Raw genomic sequence first — 19,098 nt, forward strand, 5'->3', positions numbered from 1 at the left:
AAACGAAATGAAGGTATCCGACCGGTGCGGTGACACCAGGCCGGATAATGTGAATAAGATTATCTCCTCCCTGCGGCATGATGCCTGCACAACCACATCAGCTTATAGGCGGCGGGAATAATAAACAGCGACAATAGCGGCGCGGTAATCATCCCGCCAATCATTGGCGCGGCGATGCGGCTCATCACCTCTGACCCGGTCCCTGTGCCCCATAAAACAGGCAGCAGACCGGCAATGATAACCGCCACGGTCATCGCTTTCGGCCGCACCCGGAGTACCGCGCCGTGATAAAGCGCATCGTCGAGCTTCTCTGCCGTGAAAGTCTGCGGATTATTCAGCGCTGGCTCGGCCTCTATGGCATGACGCAGGTACATCAACATCACCACGCCAAACTCAGCGGCGACGCCGGCAAGGGCGATAAACCCGGTCCCCGTCGCCACCGACAAATGGAACCCCATCCCGTAAAGAAACCAGATCCCGCCCACCAGCGCAAACGGCACGCTGGTAATGATTAACAGCGCCTCGCCAACGCGACGGAACGCCAGGTACAGCAGAACAAAAATAATCATCAGCGTCATCGGCACCATCATTTTAAGCTTATGATTCGCCCGCTCCAGCAGTTCAAACTGTCCGGAAAACGCGACGCTGGTGCCGGGCTTCATCTGCACGTTTTTCGCAATCGCCTGCTTGAGATCGTTCACCACGGAAACCATATCCCTGTCGCGGGCGTCGATGTAGATCCAACTGGTGGGGCGCGCATTTTCCGTTTTTAACATCGACGGGCCGGACGTGATGTTGACCTCCGCCACATCAGCCAGCGTGATTTGCTGTTTTAACGGCGTCAAAATCGGCAACTGCCGTAGCGCCTGCGGGCCGTCGCGATAGTTCTGCGGATAACGCAGATTAATCGGATAGCGGGCGATGCCCTCCACGGTCTCCCCCACCATCGCCCCGCCGATCGCAGAGGAGACGAACAGCTGTACGTCGCCGACCGTCATCCCGTAGCGCGCCGCTTTTTCCCGATCGATGTCGATATGGAGATAACGTCCGCCTTCCAGACGTTCCGCCAGCGCAGAGGTTACCCCCGGTACAGTTCTCGCGACGTTCTCGATCTGTTCGGCCATCGCGTCAATATCCGCCAGCACGTTGCCGGACACTTTGATGCCAATGGGACTTTTGATGCCGGTGGAAAGCATATCGATGCGGTTACGAATCGGCGGCACCCACAGGTTTGCCAGCCCCGGCAGACGAACGGTCTGGTCCAGTTGCTCAATGATTTTTTCCATCGTCATCCCCGGACGCCACTGATCCTGCGGCTTAAGCTGAATGGTGGTTTCCACCATTTCCAGCGGTGCGGAATCCGTTGCGGTTTCTGCTTTGCCGGTTTTGCCGAAAACCCGCGCCACTTCCGGCACGCTCATAATCAGCTTATCGGTTTTCTGCAACATGCTGGCCGCTTCCGCCGCCGAGATCCCCGGTAGCGTGGAAGGCATATACAGCAAGTCGCCTTCGTTAATCTGCGGTAAGAACTCGCCGCCCACTTTGCCGAGCGGCCAGGCAACCGTCAGGACAGAAAGTAGCGCCAACAGCAGCGTGGTTTTCGGCCAGCGCAGCACGTTCAGCAGCAGCGGATGGTAAAGACGGATCAACAAGCGGTTCAGGGGATTGCGGCTTTCCGCCGGAATATTGCCGCGGATCCACAGCCCCATCAGCACAGGAATCACCACAATCGCCAGCAGCGCCGCACCGGCCATTGCCCAGGTTTTTGTGAACGCCAGCGGCCCGAACAGACGCCCTTCCTGGCCTTCCAGGGTAAAGATAGGGATGAAAGAAAGGGTAATAATTAACAGACTGATGAACAACGCAGGTCCCACCTCGACGGAGGCCTGCGTAATCACCTGCCAGCGCGTCTCGTTATCGATGTTTTTCCCCGGATGCTGATGTGCCCACTCCTCCAGCCGTTTATGGGCGTTTTCGATCATCACAATCGCAGCGTCGACCATTGCGCCAACGGCGATAGCGATACCGCCAAGCGACATGATATTGGCGTTAAGCCCCTGAAAATGCATCACAATAAAAGCAATACACAACCCCAGCGGCAAAGAAATGATCGCCACCAGCGCGGAACGCAGGTGCCAGAGAAACAGCGCGCAGACCAGCGCCACGACAATGAACTCTTCCAGCAGCTTATCGCTAAGATTGTCGATGGCGCGGTCAATCAGCCCACTGCGATCGTAGGTTGTTACGATCTCCACCCCTTCCGGCAAACTGCGTTTCAGGGTGTCCAGCTTGTTCTTCACGGCGGAGATGACCTCGCGCGCATTTTTCCCGGAGCGCAGGATCACCACCCCGCCCGCCACTTCGCCATCGCCGTTCAGTTCGGCGATCCCCCGGCGCATTTCAGGACCGATTTGCACCCTCGCCACATCGCGCAGATACACCGGCACGCCGTTTTCATTCGTCTTCAGGACGATATGATTGAAATCCTCCAGCGATTGCAGATAGCCGCTGGCGCGCACCATGTATTCCGCTTCCGCCAGTTCGACCGACGACCCGCCCGCCTCTTGATTTGACGTGCTCAGCGCGGCCTTTACCTCCGCCAGGCTGATGCCGTACTGGGCAAGTTTCATCGGATCAATGACCACCTGATATTCTTTCACCACCCCGCCGACCGAAGCCACCTCCGACACGTCGGGAATCGTTTTAAGTTCATATTTCAGAAACCAGTCTTGTAACGAACGCAATTCGGCCAGATCGTGCTTACCGCTGCGGTCGACCAGCGCATATTCAAAGATCCAGCCAACGCCTGTGGCGTCCGGTCCCATTTCCGCGCTCACTCCGGCGGGAAGTTTTCCCTGCACCTGATTAAGATATTCAAGCACTCGCGAACGCGCCCAGTACGGATCGGTGCCGTCTTCAAAAATGACGTACACATACGAATCGCCAAACTGCGAGAAGCCGCGCACCGTTTTGGCGCCCGGCACGGACAGCATCGTGGTCGTTAACGGATACGTGACCTGATTTTCCACGATTTGCGGCGCCTGCCCTGGGTAACGCGTTTTGACAATCACCTGCACGTCGGAGAGATCGGGTAGCGCGTCCACTGGCGTATTCACAATGGTCCAGGTTCCCCAGACGCCAAGGAAAAGCGCGCCAATGACGATCAGAAAACGGTTGGCGACCGAGCGGCGGATTATCCATTCAATCATCTGCGTTCTCCTCAGTGCGCATGCGCGGCGGGCGTGGATGTGTCAGGAGTGGACGCCGCTCGCATTCGATCCAGCGCGCCAGCGATATTCGCTTCGGAGTCAATCAAAAACAGACCGCTGGAAACCACGTTTTCCCCTTCTTGCAAGCCGGAACGGATTGCCGTTAATCCCTGCGATGACTGGAATACCGACACCCGTTTCGGCACAAAGCGCCCTTCATTATCAACCGTAATCACCCGCTGTTCGCTGCCGGTGTCGATCAGCGCTTTTGTCGGGATCAGCAGCATTGGCTCGCTTTGGCTGTTGAGGCTAAGAAAAGCGTTCATGCCTGGCTTCAGCGCTTCGTCGGGGTTGTCCACTTCCAGACGCAGTTGCAGGGTACGGGTTGAGGCATCCGCACTCGGCAACAGCGTCCATTTGCGGAAGGTGAAATGCATGTCGGGACGGGCCGGTATGGTCAGTGAAAACTGCGAGGCGTCTTTAATCAGCCACGCAATGGACTCCGGCACGGCAGCCGTTACCCAGACCGGATTCATTCCCTGAATCTTCGCCACCACATTATCTTTGCTGATGTTCATTCCGGCGCGTAAATCAAAGGCGGTAATCACGCCGTCGATCGGCGCGGTGAGGGTGAAGCGGGTCTGAATATTGCGGGTGGTAATCAGGCGGCGAAGATCCGCTTCCGGCATGCCGGCCAGCCGAAGGCGTTCAAGGATCCCCTCAACTTGGCTGGCGGTTCCGCCAGTCTCCTTCAGCAGCAGATACTCACTTTGCGCTTCCACCCAGTCAGGAATGGTCAGCTCAAGCAGCGGCGCGCCCTTTTTCACTTTATCGCCGACGGTCAACGGCCAGACTTTTTCGATAAACCCGGCGGCGCGCGCCTGCATAATCGCATACTGATATTCGTTGTAGCTGACGTTCGCCGGGAAAGTCTGCGCAAAGGTCAGCGCCCCCCGGCGAACGACCCCGGTTTTCACGCCGAGGTTTTGCGTCTGTGTGGGGTCAATCCGCACGCCCGGCGCGGCGGCGTTTGCGCTTTCTTCATCGGCGTATTTCGGCACCAGGTCCATATCCATAAAGGGCGATTTTCCCGGCTTGTCGAAGCGGGTATTCGGGTACATCGGGTCGTACCAGAACAGCACCTTGCGGGCGTCGTTTTGTGCGGTAGACGACGCATCGTCAGGCCCGCGATCGGCTGTGAAATACGCGTAACCGCCCACGGCGATAAGTCCGCCAGCCACCATGCAGCCGATAATCAGCGCGATATTTTTCATGAGGTCATGCCCAACGTTGAAATAAAGAAAAATTACTGACGCTTAATGTCCTGCAATAACGAAAGATTCCCCTGCTGGACAAAATGAAAGGTGACGCTATCGCCAGGCGTGATCCCGTTAAGCTGCGTTTGCGACGTGAGGGTAAAGCGCATGGTCATGGCCGGCCAGTTCAGCGCCGGGATCGGCTCGTGCGCAATGGTGACCTTCTTGCTTTCCCCGTCTATGGCTTTGACGACTCCCGTTGCGCTCACCACCGGGCTGTGTTCAGCGGCAATCATCCCGTCATGATGATGTTCACTGGCCTGAACATGGGCTGCCAGCACAGAGAAAACCGTTATGACGACTGCTTTAAAGAGATTGTTCATAAGTCACCTTTCAGAAGGAGTGAATTTTGCCGGACGGCGACTGGCGCCTGAACCGGCTACAGGAGGCCTGGCCCGCTGCCGGGGGATTTATTCCACCCAGCCGCCGCCGAGGGCGGTATACAGTTTGATTTCGTTAACCTGGCGGGCGTAATTGAGGTCCAGCAACGTTTGTTGGGTTGAAAACAACGAACGCTCCGCGTCCAGCACGTCGATGTAACTCACCGCACCGTGGCGATAGAGCGCTCTGGCGCGTTGCAGGGTAATGTGCAGCGACGCGAGGTAGTGTTGCTGGCCGCGAATCTGCCCGGCCAGACTCTGGCGCAGCGCCAGCGCGTCAGCGACCTCTTTAAACGCGTTCTGGATTTTTTGCTCGTAATTGACCACCGACTGCTGTTGACGGATCTCGGCCAGATCGAGACTGGCCTGATTACGACCGGCATTGAAAATCGGCAGCTCCACCTTTGGGATGAAGCTCCACATGCCGCCCGCCGCGCTGAATAAGTTCGTCAGATCGCTGCTGCTGCCGGAAATGCCGCTGGTCAGGCTAATGGAGGGGAAAAACGCCGCCCGCGCCGCGCCAATATTGGCGTTCGCCGCCATCAGCGTATGCTCTGCCTCCATAATGTCCGGTCGTTGCAATAAGATGTGCGACGACAGCGCAGGCGGCAGAGTTACAGCATGGAGATCGCCCTCGCCAGCGGCGTTTTCCTCCGGTAGCCGGGCATAGGCGCCCAGCAGAAGCTGTAACGCGTTATTGGCCTGCGCCAGTTCCCCCTGACGTTTGGCGATGTCGCTGCGGGTGCTTTCAATAACGCCGCGCGCCTGTTCCAGCGCCAGCACATTACTGGTACCGGTGACCAGTTGCTTTTCCACCAGCGCATAAGAACGCTGATAATTGCCTAACGTTTCTTCGGCAACCCGAAGTTGAGCCGCCGCAAGACGCTGACTGAAATAGCTTTGCGCCACGTTCGAAACCAGCAAAATATGGACCGCCCGACGGGCTTCTTCGCTGGCAAAAAAGTTTTGCCGGTCGGCTTCGCTCATGTTTTTCAGCCGACCAAAGAAATCCAGATCAACACTGAGATTCAGTCCCGCGTCGTATTCGCGGCTGGTTCCGCTGTCGCCCTTGAGATTTCCGCTCCAGCTTCCGCTGCCTTCTGCGTTCAACTGCGGATAGCGGTCGGCGTCGGTGACCCGGTACTGCGCCCTCGCCTCCTGCACTTTCAGCGTCGCCATGCGTAAATCCCGGTTATTACGCAACGCTTCGCTAATAAACGTTTTGACTTGAGGATCAACAAAAAACTGCCGCCAGCCGCTGTCCTGATAGTTCGCAGGCGCGGTCATCAGACGGTTGTGGCTCAGCGAAAACTGCTGCGGCACCGGTAAGGCCGGGCGCTGGTAGTCCGGCGCCAGCGAGCATCCTGCCAGCAGCAGCGCCGTGCTGAGGGTAAAAAACCTGAATGTGCACATAAGCCTGATTAACATAAGGAAAGATGCGGGTAACTTTACCTGGCGCTCTCTGTTCAGTCGGTGACAGCAAAATGACAAAGCTGTCATTTTCCCGGAAGGCGATTGCTATCCGATCTGACTTCTCTAGAATTGGGAGACGCCACGTCAACAGGCGACGGAAGGAGGATGCGTTGAAGATACTGATCGTCGAAGATGAGAAAAAAACCGGGGAGTATCTGACCAAAGGGCTGACGGAAGCGGGCTTTGTGGTCGATCTTGCGGATAACGGCCTGAATGGCTATCACCTGGCGATGACCGGCGACTACGACCTGCTCATTCTCGACATTATGCTGCCCGACGTTAACGGCTGGGATATTGTGCGTATGCTGCGCGCTGGCGGAAAAGGGATGCCGATTCTGTTACTCACGGCGCTCGGCACCATTGAACACCGGGTGAAGGGACTGGAATTAGGCGCGGACGATTATCTGGTTAAGCCGTTCGCCTTCGCCGAGCTGCTGGCGCGCGTCAGAACGCTGCTGCGGCGCGGCGCCGCGGTGATTGTTGAAAGTCAGTTTCAGGTGGCGGACCTGAATGTCGATCTGGTCAGTCGCAAAGTCAGCCGGAGCGGAATGCGGATCACTCTCACCAGCAAAGAGTTTACCCTGCTTGAGTTCTTTCTCCGTCACCAGGGCGAGGTACTGCCGCGCTCGCTGATCGCCTCCCAGGTGTGGGATATGAATTTCGACAGCGACACCAATGCCATCGATGTCGCCGTGAAACGTCTGCGCGGCAAGATTGATAATGACTTCGAACCCAAACTGATTCAGACCGTGCGCGGCGTGGGCTACGTGCTTGAGGTGCCGGATGCGCAGTAAGCGACCTTTTTCCCTGGCGACACGCCTGACTTTTTTCATCAGCCTTGCCACAGTCGCCGCTTTCTTTGCCTTCGCCTGGATCATGATCCAGTCGGTAAAAGTCCATTTTGCCGAACAGGACATGAACGATCTCAATGAAATTAGCGCCACGCTGGAGCGCATACTCAGCCATTCCGATGAACCGGAATCCCGGCGGCTGGAGATTGTGCAAAATGTGGTTGCCGGTTATTCAAACGTCCTCATTGCGCTGGAGGACACCCGCGGGCGCGCGCTTCTGCATTCGCCTGGCGCGCCGGACATCCGGCAATTTCTCGCCACCGCCGAGCCGGACACCACCGTTCCCGGCGGCAACGTTTGGCTGATCAACGAGCCAGCGAAGCAAATGACCGGACACGGCACCCACGCCAGCTGGCGCATGATCCGCCTGCCGGTCGGTCCGCAGATTGACGGTAAACCGGCATATACTCTGTACATGGCGTTGTCGATCGACTTTCACCTCCATTACATTAACGATCTGAAAAACAAGCTGATCATGACCGCGTCGATCATTAGCCTGGTGATCGTCTTTCTGGTTTTATTCGCGGTCTATAAAGGACACGCGCCGATTCGCCGCGTTAGCCGACAGATCCAGAACATTACCTCGAAAGATCTCGACGTTCGCCTTGACCCGCAAAATGTCCCCATTGAGCTGGAACGACTGGTGCTCTCTTTCAACCACATGCTGGAACGTATTGAAGATGTCTTTACCCGCCAGTCTAATTTTTCTGCCGACATCGCGCATGAGATCCGCACGCCCATCACCAACCTGGTGACGCAGACGGAGATTGTTCTTAGCCAGCCGCGAACTCAAAAGGAACTGGAAGAGGTGCTCTATTCCAGCCTTGAGGAACTGAGCCATATGGCAAAAATGGTCAGCGACATGCTGTTCCTGGCCCAGGCGGATAACCACCAGCTTATTCCAGAGAAAAAAGCGCTTAATCTGGCCGAGGAAGTCAGTAAGGTGTTCGACTTTTTTGAAGCGCTGGCAGAGGAGCGTGGCGTCACGCTGCGCCTTGAGGGCTGCCCGTGCCATGTTTTCGGCGATCCGGGAATGTTGCGCAGAGCGCTGAGCAATTTATTATCAAACGCGTTGCGTCATACGCCTGGCGGCGAAACCGTCATCGTCAGGCTAAAAGAGATTGACGATCGGGTGCGCATTGAGGTTGAAAACCCGGGAACGCCGGTTGCGGCGGAACATCTGCCGCGTCTGTTTGATCGTTTCTATCGCGTGGACCCCTCCCGCCAGCGCAAGGGCGAAGGCAGCGGCATAGGCCTGGCGATCGTCAAGTCGATTGTAACGGCGCATCACGGAAAAGTGTCGGTGACGTCTGACGCCCGCGCGACCCGCTTTACGCTGAGTTTACCGAAAGCGCTGCGCTGACAGGTCGCTACCGGTGGCGTCAGCGCTAAGAATCCTCCTAAATCAAAGGAGGCAATGGCGGTGAATTTTTAACCCACACAAAATTTTAACATTTCATACACATAGTGATATTGCCCGGCGGGCGATGTCCAACACGTCACGGCTCCTGACGTCACGGTTTTTCCTCCGCCCGCCTTTTCGTCAACCTATGACCACGCCAATGCGGTTACGCTAAATAATTCCACCTGGCGCACAATTTTTATTCTTCTTTGAAACAAAAAATCCGAAAAAAAGGCATGTCTGGCCGCTGACTATTTATCCGGCAAATTATTAACAGAATAGCGTTATTACCGTCAGAATTTTGTGCGTGTCCGATCACGGTCATTATTGTTAATCGCACGTTGTCATTTTTTAAATCGATAGAATTCAAATTATTGCAAAGCAAAAAAGGTCATTCTTATTTTTTATTGTGCATTAATTCACTGAATGTTACCGTCCTGACACCGATGAACAGCGATCAGGATAATAAGGGAGGTTCGGTGAAGGTCTATGCATTATAACCTCCTGTGGCTTATTTGGGGGCTTTGGCTTTATCTCATTATTCATTATGGCGTAGGTGATCAACATTTTTACCTGACGATAAAATCGCGATGGAAAGTGATTGCCATAATTATTTTAACCTGTGGTTTATTTTATGCTGTTTATTTAATTTTATCATCGACGGGGATCAGAACCATGTTCAAACGTAAAGAGCAAAACACCACGTTTGCCGACACTCATGCAGACATCAACATCGCCTCTTCTCTTAACCCTTCTCAGGTTTCTTACCTCGGCGACGATGTGGAATTGACGGTAAAACCGACGCAGCAAAGCCCGCTGGAACCGTCGGTCGCCGTTATCCCGGAAACCTGTATTATTAAGGGCGAGCTTAACTCCACCAGCGATATTCACGTAAATGGCCGCATTGACGGTGTTATTCGCTCTGAAAAAACCGTTCATATTCTGAAAAGCGGTCACGTTGAAGGGGATATTATAGCCTATGCCATTGCCGTCGACGGCGTTCTGAATGGCAATTGTATCGGCGGCGAAGTCAGCATTAATGCGCAGGGAATGGTAAATGGTCAGGTAAAAAGTGACTCACTGGCCATTCATAAAAATGGCCGTTTTTACGGTAACTCTTTACCGCGCAGCGACGAAGAAGCGCAAAAAAATGAATTTATCAGCGCCATGGATGCGGTAAAAGAAAATACCATCGACCTGGCCAGTTTTTATAAAGAGTGACAGGAAGATATTCGCGCCGGATGGCGGCTTTGTGCGGTCCGGCCTGAATACCGCCAGGTAAACGCGCCAGGAAATGGCGCCCCCTGCAGGATTCGAACCTGCGACCGACGGCTTAGAAGGCCGTTGCTCTATCCAACTGAGCTAAGGGAGCATCGAGAGAAAACAAACTGACATAAAACTGCCCGGTATTATACGTTCACCACTCTGGTGGTCAATGGCTTTCCTTTCAACTGCTTGAGTTATGAGCATAACCGCCGCCGTTCACCTCAAGAGCGGCCTGATTCCTGTCAAAAACTGCCGCGACCGTAAGCGGCGACTGACAACCGTCCTCACTTCTGACAAAATAGCCGCATCCCCTTCGACGTGAAATTACAGATGGAATCCTCTCTCTGATGGCAGCAAAGATTATTGACGGTAAAACGATTGCGCAGCAGGTGCGCTCTGAGGTTGCTCAAAAAGTTCAGGCGCGCGTGGCGGCCGGACTGCGGGCGCCAGGACTGGCGGTTGTGCTGGTAGGCAGTAACCCGGCTTCGCAGATTTATGTCGCAAGCAAACGTAAGGCCTGTGACGAAGTGGGATTCGTCTCCCGCTCCTATGACCTGCCGGAAACCACCAGCGAGGCGGAGTTACTGGAACTGATCGATACGCTGAATGCCGATAACACCATTGACGGTATTCTGGTGCAATTGCCGCTTCCGGCGGGTATCGATAACGTGAAAGTGCTGGAGCGTATCGATCCGGACAAAGACGTGGATGGTTTTCATCCTTACAACGTTGGTCGCCTGTGCCAGCGCGCGCCGCGTCTGCGTCCCTGTACGCCCCGCGGCATCGTTACCCTGCTTGAACGCTACAATATCGACCTTTACGGCCTGAACGCCGTCGTGATTGGCGCATCCAACATCGTGGGCCGCCCGATGAGCATGGAGCTGCTGCTGGCCGGTTGCACGACCACGGTGACGCATCGCTTTACCAAAAATCTGCGCCATCATGTCGAAAATGCCGATCTGCTGGTCGTCGCGGTCGGTAAACCGGGCTTTATTCCCGGTGAGTGGATCAAAGAAGGCGCCATCGTGGTTGATGTCGGCATTAACCGTCTGGAAAATGGCAAGGTGGTTGGCGACGTCGTTTTTGACGACGCGTCCGCGCGCGCATCTTACATTACCCCCGTGCCGGGCGGCGTTGGCCCAATGACCGTCGCCACTCTTATCGAAAACACGCTTCAGGCGTGTGTTGAATATCACGACCCACAGGATAACTAACATGGCGACATTTTCTTTAGGCAAGCATTCTCACGTTGAACTGTGTGATTTGCTGAAACTGGAAGGCTGGAGCGAAAGCGGCGCCCAGGCGAAAATGGCCATTGCGGAAGGACAGGTCAACGTTGACGGCGCGGTGGAAACCCGCAAACGCTGCAAAATCGTTGCCGGTCAAACCGTCAGCTATGCCGGTCAGAGCGTCACCGTCGTCGCCTGATGCCCTTTGCCGGACAGCGGTCTTCGCACCCTGTCCGGCGATGCTCCCCTTCCCGTCGAGTGACTTCATCGTCCCTTCACAGTGCGTTGCGAACATAGCGTTTTTTCATACGAAGCGAAAATATGCCAACGATTCTCACCCACGCGGCTGTCCCGCTCTGCCTCGGCTTAGGGCTGGGCACAAAAGTCATTCCCCCCCGTTTGCTGTTTGCCGGTATCGCGCTGGCGATGGTGCCGGACATGGATGTGCTCTCCTTTAAACTCGGCGTGGCCTACGGCAACGCGTTCGGCCATCGCGGCTTTACCCATTCGCTGCTGTTTGCTTTTGTGGTGCCGATACTGTGCGTGCTCATTGGTCGACGATGGTTGAAAGCCAGCCTGACGCGCTGCTGGCTGTTTCTTACGGTATCACTGCTGTCACACAGTTTACTGGATTCGATCACTACCGGCGGAAAAGGTGTCGGCTGGCTGTGGCCGTGGTCGGATGAACGCTTTTTTGCGCCGTGGCAGGTGATTAAGGTCGCGCCGTTCGCGCTATCGCGCTATGCCACGCCGTATGGCCATCAGGTGATATTCTCGGAACTGCTGTGGGTGTGGTTACCGGGGCTGATGCTAATGGGGATGTTGTGGTGGAAACGGCGATAAAAAGCCGGATAGCGACGCGTTACGTCTTATCCGGCCTGTAAATAACCTCAACCCGACAAGCGTAAACGCCGCCGGGGATCTCCGTCTTACTTGCGACGCCAGGTGGTTCCCTGTGGTCCGTCTTCCAGGACGATACCCATTTCGTTCAGACGATCGCGCGCCGCATCCGCCGCCGCCCAGTCTTTCGCTTTACGGGCATCCAGACGCTGCTGGATCAACGCTTCGATTTGGGCTACTTCGCCGTCATCCGCCTGCGCGCCGCTTTGCAGGAACGCTTCCGGCTCCTGCTCCAGCAGACCGAGCACAGCAGAAATTTTACGCAGATGCGACGCCATGGCATTGGCGGCTGCCATATCTTCCCCTTTCAGACGGTTCACTTCGCGCGCCATGTCGAACAGCACCGAATAGGCTTCCGGCGTATTGAAGTCGTCGTTCATCGCCTCAATAAAGCGCGTTTCAAAGGCCTCGCCACCGGCAGGAGCGACGGTTTTATCCGTTCCGCGCAGCGCGGTGTACAGCCGCTCCAGCGCTGAACGCGCCTGCTTGAGGTTCTCTTCGCTGTAGTTCAGCTGGCTGCGGTAGTGACCGGACATCAGGAAGTAGCGCACCGTTTCCGCATCGTAGTATTTCAACACGTCGCGCACGGTGAAGAAATTGCCCAGCGATTTAGACATCTTTTCGCGATCGACCATCACCATGCCGGAGTGCATCCAGTAGTTCACGTATTCGCCGTCGTGCGCACAGGTGGACTGCGCGATTTCGTTTTCATGATGCGGGAACATCAGATCCGAACCGCCGCCGTGAATATCAAAATGATTACCCAGCTGTTTGCAGTTCATGGCCGAGCATTCAATATGCCAGCCAGGACGGCCTGCGCCCCACGGCGACGGCCAGCTCGGTTCGCCCTCTTTGGACATCTTCCACAGCACGAAGTCCATCGGGTTGCGTTTGACGTCAACCACGTCCACGCGCGCCCCGGCCTGCAACTGATCCAGATCCTGGCGAGACAGCAGACCGTAGTTTGGGTCAGTCGGCACGTCGAACATCACGTCACCGTTGTCTGCGACGTAAGCGTGGCCTTTGGCGATCAGTTGCTCGGTGATCTCAATGATCTCGGCGATATGATGCGTCGCGCGTGGCTCCATGTCCGGGCGCAGAATATTCAGCGCATCAAAATCTTTGTGCATTTCCGCGATCATGCGATCGACAAGCGCCACGAAGCTTTCACCGTTTTCATTAGCGCGTTTGATGATTTTGTCGTCGATATCAGTAATGTTGCGTACGTATTTCAGCGTGTAGCCCAGAAAACGCAGGTAACGCGCCACCACATCAAACGCGACGAAAGTACGGCCATGTCCGATATGACAGAGATCGTAAACGGTAATACCACACACGTACATGCCGACTTCCCCGGCATGAATAGGTTTGAATTCCTCTTTTTGGCGCGTCAGTGTATTAAAAATTTTTAACATTGAAGGTTCCGTGTAAGACGTGTGTGGATCGTAAAGTCCGTATAATACCCATAATTCGGCATGGGATCAGCACACTTTGCAAGGTGATCACAGCCTGCGCTTATGCTATAACACACCCCTTACTCTGACCCTCATCGGGTTAAAGCACTTCTCTATCGGAACAGGATGCAAAAATGGTTACTTTCCACACTAATCACGGCGATATCGTAATCAAAACGTTTGATGATAAAGCGCCTGAAACAGTTAAAAACTTCCTGGACTACTGCCGCGAAGGTTTTTACAACAACACCATTTTCCACCGTGTGATTAACGGTTTCATGATTCAGGGCGGCGGTTTCGAACCTGGCATGAAGCAGAAAGCAACGAAAGAAGCGATCAAAAACGAAGCCAACAACGGTCTGAAAAACACCCGCGGTACGCTGGCGATGGCCCGTACTCAGGCTCCGCACTCTGCAACCGCGCAGTTCTTCATCAACGTCGTCGACAACGACTTCCTGAACTTCTCCGGCGAAAGCATGCAGGGCTGGGGTTACTGCGTATTTGCCGAGGTCGTTGAAGGCATGGACGTTGTGGATAAAATCAAAGGCGTCGCGACCGGTCGCAGCGGTATGCACCAGGACGTACCAAAAGAAGACGTGATCATCGAAAACGTGACCGTTAGCGAGTAATCGTGGCGACACTGTTTATTGCAGATCTTCATCTCTGCACGGAAGAACCGGCGATCACCGCCGGTTTTCTGCGTTTTTTAGCCGGAGAGGCCCGTCAGGCCGACGCGCTGTATATCCTCGGCGATCTGTTTGAAGCCTGGATCGGCGACGACGACCCTCTGCCTCTGCACCGGCAAATCGCGGCGGCAATCAAGGCGGTGGTTGACGCGGGCGTTCCTTGCTTCTTTATTCACGGCAACCGGGACTTTCTGCTTGGGAAACGCTTCGCGCGTGAAAGCGCAATGATCCTTTTACCGCAGGAAAAGGTGCTCACGCTGTATGGCCGCCGGATACTGATTATGCATGGCGATACGCTGTGTACTGACGACCACGGTTATCAGGCGTTTCGCGCCAAAGTTCATCAGCGCTGGCTGCAAACGCTGTTTCTCGCCCTGCCGTTGTTTATTCGCAAACGGGTAGCCGCGAAAATGCGCGCGGGCAGCAAAGCCGCCAACAGCAGCAAATCGCTGGCCATCATGGACGTTAATCAAGATGCCGTTGTGGCCGGGATGGAAAAACATCAGGTGCAGTGGCTGATCCACGGGCACACCCACCGCCCGGACGTGCATACCCTTACCGCTAACGACCAACCCGCGTTCCGCGTGGTGTTGGGTGCCTGGCACAGCGAAGGGTCGATGGTAAAAGTGACGCCGACAGACGTTAAACTGATCTCTTTCCCGTTTTAAATCTCCCCGCGAATTGCCAGCCTCATAAGTGACGCAACCGTTTTCCTTGGCGTATTTACATGCTATTCTCTGTGGCCTCAAAAGCAGCGTGTCCCGCACCACAGGAGTTTTCAGACGCATGTCTTCCCGCAATAACCCGGCGCGAGTCGCCATCGTGATGGGGTCCAAAAGCGACTGGGCTACCATGCAGTTCGCCGCCGAAATCTTCGATATTCTGAACGTCCCACACCACGTTGAGGTTGTCTCTGCGCACCGCACCCCCGATAAACTGTTCAGCTTCGCCGAAAGTGCGGAAGAACACGGCTATCAGGTGATTATCGCCGGCGCCGGCGGCGCGGCGCATCTGCCGGGCATGATTGCGGCGAAAACGCTGGTGCCGGTGCTGGGCGTTCCGGTACAAAGCGCAGCGCTGAGCGGCGTCGACAGCCTCTACTCCATCGTGCAAATGCCGCGCGGCATTCCGGTGGGCACGCTGGCGATAGGTAAAGCCGGCGCGGCAAACGCAGCGCTGTTGGCCGCCCAAATTCTGGCAACGCACGACGACGCGTTACGTCAGCGTTTGCACGACTGGCGCAAGGCGCAGACGGACGACGTCCTTGAGAATCCGGACCCGCGAGGTACGGCATGAAACAGGTCTGCGTACTGGGCAACGGTCAGTTAGGTCGAATGCTGCGTCAGGCCGGTGAACCGCTGGGTATCGCCGTCTGGCCGGTTGGGCTGGACGCGGAACCTGCCGCCGTCCCTTTTCAACAAAGCGTTATCACCGCAGAAATTGAGCGCTGGCCGGAAACGGCGCTGACCCGTGAACTGGCGCGTCATCCCGCGTTCGTCAACCGCGACGTCTTCCCGATTATTGCCGACCGCCTGACGCAAAAGCAGCTTTTTGACACGCTCAACCTGGCGACCGCGCCGTGGCAATTGCTGGCCGATAAAAAGGAATGGCCCGCGGTGTTTGAACGGCTGGGTGAACTGGCGATCGTGAAACGTCGCGTCGGCGGCTACGACGGCCGCGGCCAGTGGCGACTGCGCGCGACGGAAACCGACCAGCTTCCGGCCGACTGCTACGGCGAATGCATCGTTGAACAGGGCATCAACTTTTCCGCTGAAGTGTCGCTGGTTGGCGCTCGCGCCTTCGACGGCAGTACGGTGTTTTACCCGTTAACGCGCAACCTGCATCAGGACGGAATTCTGCGTACCAGCGTCGCTTTTCCCCAGGCCAATGCGAAACAACAGGCACAGGCCGAAGCGATGCTCTCCGCCATTATGCAGGAGCTGAACTACGTCGGCGTAATGGCGATGGAGTGTTTTGTCACGCCGGACGGCCTGTTGATTAACGAACTGGCGCCGCGCGTGCATAACAGCGGTCACTGGACGCAAAACGGCGCCAGCATCAGCCAGTTCGAGTTGCATTTGCGGGCCATTACCGGCCTGCCGATGCCAGCGCCGGTGGTAAACAGCCCGTCGGTGATGGTGAATCTGATTGGCAGCGAGCTGAATGCTGACTGGCTGAAGCTGCCGCTCGTGCACCTGCACTGGTATGACAAAGAGGTGCGTCCGGGGCGTAAAGTTGGCCACCTGAACCTGACCGACAGCGACACCGCGCGCCTGAGCGCAACGCTTGAAGCCCTCGCGCCGCTGCTTCCGCCGGAATACGCCAGCGGTATCGTCTGGGCGCAAAGCCAGCTCAACTAACACATTTAGTGCCAGGGGAAGGAAGTTTCCTTCCCCGTTTCCCCTCTACGCGCGTAAAATCCCCCCATTGCTGTTTTTGTCTTTTCAGGATTTCACATGAACGATGGAACGGACTATCGGGCGATCCTCGCCGCTGATACGCCCTTAATCGATGTCCGCGCGCCGGTTGAATTTCAGCAAGGCGCAATGCCCGGCGCTATCAATTTGCCCTTGATGGATGATGACGAGCGCGCCGCCGTCGGCACCTGTTACAAACGCCAGGGGCCGGACGCTGCGCTGGCGCTGGGTCATCAACGGGTCTGCGGCGAGAAACGCCAGCAGCGAATTGACGCCTGGCACGCGGCCTGCGAAAAATACCCGCACGGATATCTCTGCTGCGCGCGCGGCGGCCAGCGTTCGCATATTACTCAACAGTGGCTGCGCGAGGCGGGCGTCGAGTACCCGCTGATCAAAGGCGGCTACAAAGCGCTACGCCAGGCGGCGATACACATTACGGAAGAACAGGTCCAGAAACCGATAGTGCTTGTCGGCGGCTGCACAGGCAATGGCAAAACGCAGCTGGTCCAGCAGCGGCCTGATGGGGTCGATCTTGAAGGGCTCGCCCATCATCGCGGCTCCTCGTTTGGCCGCACGCTGGAACCGCAGCTCAGCCAGGCGAGTTTTGAAAACCTGCTGGCGGTGACGTTACTGCAAAAACAGGCGTCACGCTGGGTGCTGGAAGATGAAGGCCGGATGATCGGCTCAAACCATCTGCCGGAATGTCTGCGCCTCAGGATGACTCAGGCGAGCATCGCCGTGGTGGACGATCCGTTCGAACGCCGTCTTGAACGGTTGCGCGACGAGTATTTTATCCGTATGCACCATGATTTCACCCACGCATACGGGGACGAACAGGGCTGGCAGGAATATGGCGAGTATCTGCATCACGGGCTTTTCGCTATTCGCCGCCGTCTGGGTTTGCAACGCTTTGCCGAACTGACCGCAAAGCTTGACACCGCGCTGACGGAACAGCGTCGTACCGGTAGCACCGACGCCCATTTCAACTGGCTGGTGCCGCTGCTGGAAGAATATTACGACCCGATGTACCGCTATCAACTGGAGAAAAAAGCCGACAAGATTGTCTTTCGCGGGACGTTTGAAGAGGTGGCGGACTGGCTGCGCCATTAAAAGAGCCGGGCGGCGTTTTCGCCTTACCCGGCGCGCACAGTGCGGCGACACAGGCCGGATAAGACGCCACGCGTCGCTCTCCGGCACTGGCGCCGACTCAGAAGTCGTAACGCAGACGTACGAGGTTCATATCGCCCAGGTCATCGGTGCTGGAGGTGAAGACATGCTCGTAATCAACACGGAAACCATAGTCCAGTTGGAAGCTGATCCCCACGCCGTTATCGGTGCGCAGATAATCCCGGCCATTCACGTATTCAATACGGTCTCCCATAAAGTACGGCTGAATGGATTTCACCGCGTACTGGTTGATCGGGAAAGTGTAGCCCGCGAAGTATTCCAGACCCCAGGCATCACCAGCAAAGTAGTCGTTCACCGATACTTTTTTCGTGGTCATGAAGTTCTGGTACCAGCCGCCGCCCATTGAGAAGGTCCAGTTTTCCGGCGTCCAGCTCAATGCTGTACCCACAATGTTCTGATCGTACGTCTTGTTGCCGTTGCCGCGCATTTCTGCACGGGTGTAGTTCCACGCCGTACCCCAGCTTAGATCGTCAGTAATATGATAATCCGCACCCAGCGAGCCGCCGCCTTTACGCTTGTAGTTCAGGCCGTTGTTTGCGTTGTAGTCATCGCTGAACAGATAAGACGCGTAGAGATCAACATCGCCTACGGTTTTCTTGTATTTCAGCATCTTGCGAGAACGGTAGGAGCCGTCGTAGTCGCCGTTGATCCCGTTACCCGGAGCCTGGCCTATCATGTCATAGTCCCAGATATCGGTTTTCGCGCCCACCACATCGTAGTAAATGCTGTTCTGTTGACCGAAAGTCAGCGTACCCCAGGTATCGCTTTTCAGACCGGTATACAGCATACGGCGGGTGGTGTCGTGCGCGCCTTCGGCGTAGTGGTTATCCCAGTTAAACTGCGCCGGAATATTCACGCCCAGCTCGTAGAAGCTGATCCAGCTAATGTCGTCAAACAGATAGTAATCTGCCGCGAAACGGAAACGGGTGCCGCCGTCAAAACCATTACGTTTATAACCGTTGGCGCCGTCATCGCCCGTCATATTCTGGAACTGGGGACGAATACTCCCGCCCACGGTGAAGTTTAGACGGCTCAGCGGGTTGCCCGCCTGGGGATCTTGTTTCAGAACAGTGATTTCCGCCTGAGAAGCGAAAGACATTAATGCCACTGCCGCGCCGATCGATGCCGCCAGCGCTGTTGTTTTTATAGTCATTATTTTTCCTTGATAGATTTCCTGCTAATTATTCAGCAATGGAATGTTAACCGGAATTACTACAGGCGTGTTGGCGGGTTTTTAATGATTTGTGCCGTTAAACGGCGCGGGCTTATCCATTTATGCTTTTAAAAAAGAGCGCGCCGGTATCTTCACCGGCGCGTCAGTCTCATA

Annotated in this window: 17 protein-coding genes and 1 tRNA gene; 11 read left to right on the top strand and 7 right to left on the bottom strand. The window is 55.8% G+C overall.

Going from position 1 to position 19,098, the window contains the following annotated elements:
* Nucleotides 1-59: 59 nt before the first annotated feature.
* The 4 genes from CSE01S_RS06225 to CSE01S_RS06240 form a co-directional block, all read right to left on the bottom strand.
* Entirely contained in the window at nt 60-3,209 is a 3,150-nt protein-coding gene (locus tag CSE01S_RS06225) for a CusA/CzcA family heavy metal efflux RND transporter (protein WP_042285722.1), read from the bottom strand.
* 11 nt (nt 3,210-3,220) lie between these two features.
* A complete protein-coding gene (locus CSE01S_RS06230; protein WP_042285726.1) occupies nt 3,221-4,483 on the bottom strand; it encodes an efflux RND transporter periplasmic adaptor subunit in 1,263 nt (420 codons plus the stop codon).
* Between the two features lie 32 nt (nt 4,484-4,515).
* Nucleotides 4,516-4,848: a cation efflux system protein CusF gene (gene cusF, locus CSE01S_RS06235; protein ID WP_042285728.1), complete on the bottom strand. Its 333-nt coding sequence runs from the start codon at nt 4,846-4,848 to the stop codon at nt 4,516-4,518.
* Between the two features lie 87 nt (nt 4,849-4,935).
* On the bottom strand, nt 4,936-6,318 hold the full coding sequence (locus CSE01S_RS06240) for an efflux transporter outer membrane subunit (protein ID WP_042285731.1): 1,383 nt from the start codon (nt 6,316-6,318) through the stop codon (nt 4,936-4,938).
* 170 nt (nt 6,319-6,488) lie between these two features.
* On the opposite strand from CSE01S_RS06240, the gene cusR reads away from it, so the two are divergent.
* The 3 genes from cusR to CSE01S_RS21935 all read left to right on the top strand — a co-directional run bounded on the left by cusR (nt 6,489) and on the right by CSE01S_RS21935 (nt 9,852).
* On the top strand, nt 6,489-7,172 hold the full coding sequence (cusR, locus tag CSE01S_RS06245; protein ID WP_042285734.1) for a copper response regulator transcription factor CusR: 684 nt from the start codon (nt 6,489-6,491) through the stop codon (nt 7,170-7,172).
* Complete coding sequence (locus tag CSE01S_RS06250) at nt 7,162-8,592, top strand: Cu(+)/Ag(+) sensor histidine kinase (protein WP_042285737.1); 1,431 nt, start codon at nt 7,162-7,164, stop codon at nt 8,590-8,592. Before cusR ends, CSE01S_RS06250 begins: the two co-directional genes overlap by 11 nt.
* 714 nt (nt 8,593-9,306) lie before the next feature.
* Nucleotides 9,307-9,852 carry a bactofilin family protein gene (locus CSE01S_RS21935; protein ID WP_157845128.1) on the top strand — a complete coding sequence of 182 codons (546 nt, stop codon included), beginning with the start codon at nt 9,307-9,309 and terminating at the stop codon, nt 9,850-9,852.
* Nucleotides 9,853-9,926: 74 nt separating this feature from the next.
* Here the strand turns inward: CSE01S_RS21935 and CSE01S_RS06260 are convergent.
* Nucleotides 9,927-10,003, bottom strand: a tRNA-Arg gene (locus CSE01S_RS06260).
* Nucleotides 10,004-10,244: 241 nt separating this feature from the next.
* Here CSE01S_RS06260 and folD point away from each other — a divergent pair.
* The 3 genes from folD (at nt 10,245) to CSE01S_RS06275 (ending at nt 11,969) form a co-directional block, all read left to right on the top strand.
* Nucleotides 10,245-11,111 (top strand): bifunctional methylenetetrahydrofolate dehydrogenase/methenyltetrahydrofolate cyclohydrolase FolD, encoded by an 867-nt coding sequence (folD, locus tag CSE01S_RS06265; protein ID WP_042285739.1) that lies wholly within the window; start codon nt 10,245-10,247, stop codon nt 11,109-11,111.
* A gap of 1 nt (nt 11,112) precedes the next feature.
* Nucleotides 11,113-11,325, top strand: coding sequence for a ribosome-associated protein YbcJ (gene ybcJ, locus CSE01S_RS06270; protein ID WP_042285741.1), 213 nt, complete (start codon nt 11,113-11,115; stop codon nt 11,323-11,325).
* 122 nt (nt 11,326-11,447) lie between these two features.
* A complete protein-coding gene (locus CSE01S_RS06275; RefSeq protein WP_042285744.1) occupies nt 11,448-11,969 on the top strand; it encodes a metal-dependent hydrolase in 522 nt (173 codons plus the stop codon).
* 86 nt (nt 11,970-12,055) lie between these two features.
* On the opposite strand, the gene cysS is transcribed toward CSE01S_RS06275, so the two are convergent.
* Nucleotides 12,056-13,441 carry a cysteine--tRNA ligase gene (cysS, locus tag CSE01S_RS06280; protein WP_042285746.1) on the bottom strand — a complete coding sequence of 462 codons (1,386 nt, stop codon included), beginning with the start codon at nt 13,439-13,441 and terminating at the stop codon, nt 12,056-12,058.
* A 173-nt stretch (nt 13,442-13,614) separates the two neighbouring features.
* Here cysS and ppiB point away from each other — a divergent pair, with 173 nt between their 5' ends.
* The 5 genes from ppiB to mnmH all read left to right on the top strand — a co-directional run bounded on the left by ppiB (nt 13,615) and on the right by mnmH (nt 17,693).
* A complete protein-coding gene (gene ppiB / locus CSE01S_RS06285) occupies nt 13,615-14,109 on the top strand; it encodes a peptidylprolyl isomerase B (protein WP_012904905.1) in 495 nt (164 codons plus the stop codon).
* Nucleotides 14,110-14,111: 2 nt separating this feature from the next.
* On the top strand, nt 14,112-14,834 hold the full coding sequence (gene lpxH, locus CSE01S_RS06290) for a UDP-2,3-diacylglucosamine diphosphatase (RefSeq protein WP_042285748.1): 723 nt from the start codon (nt 14,112-14,114) through the stop codon (nt 14,832-14,834).
* Between the two features lie 118 nt (nt 14,835-14,952).
* Nucleotides 14,953-15,462, top strand: coding sequence for a 5-(carboxyamino)imidazole ribonucleotide mutase (purE, locus tag CSE01S_RS06295; RefSeq protein WP_042285752.1), 510 nt, complete (start codon nt 14,953-14,955; stop codon nt 15,460-15,462).
* On the top strand, nt 15,459-16,526 hold the full coding sequence (gene purK, locus CSE01S_RS06300; RefSeq protein ID WP_042285754.1) for a 5-(carboxyamino)imidazole ribonucleotide synthase: 1,068 nt from the start codon (nt 15,459-15,461) through the stop codon (nt 16,524-16,526). The genes purE and purK overlap by 4 nt, the downstream gene beginning before the upstream one ends.
* Nucleotides 16,527-16,622: 96 nt before the next feature.
* Nucleotides 16,623-17,693, top strand: coding sequence for a tRNA 2-selenouridine(34) synthase MnmH (gene mnmH, locus CSE01S_RS06305; protein ID WP_042285757.1), 1,071 nt, complete (start codon nt 16,623-16,625; stop codon nt 17,691-17,693).
* Between the two features lie 97 nt (nt 17,694-17,790).
* Here the strand turns inward: mnmH and CSE01S_RS06310 are convergent, their stop codons facing one another.
* Entirely contained in the window at nt 17,791-18,924 is a 1,134-nt protein-coding gene (locus CSE01S_RS06310) for a porin (protein ID WP_042285761.1), read from the bottom strand.
* Nucleotides 18,925-19,098: the final 174 nt, after the last annotated feature.

Source organism: Citrobacter sedlakii NBRC 105722 (assembly GCF_000759835.1).
GTDB lineage: Bacteria > Pseudomonadota > Gammaproteobacteria > Enterobacterales > Enterobacteriaceae > Citrobacter_A > Citrobacter_A sedlakii.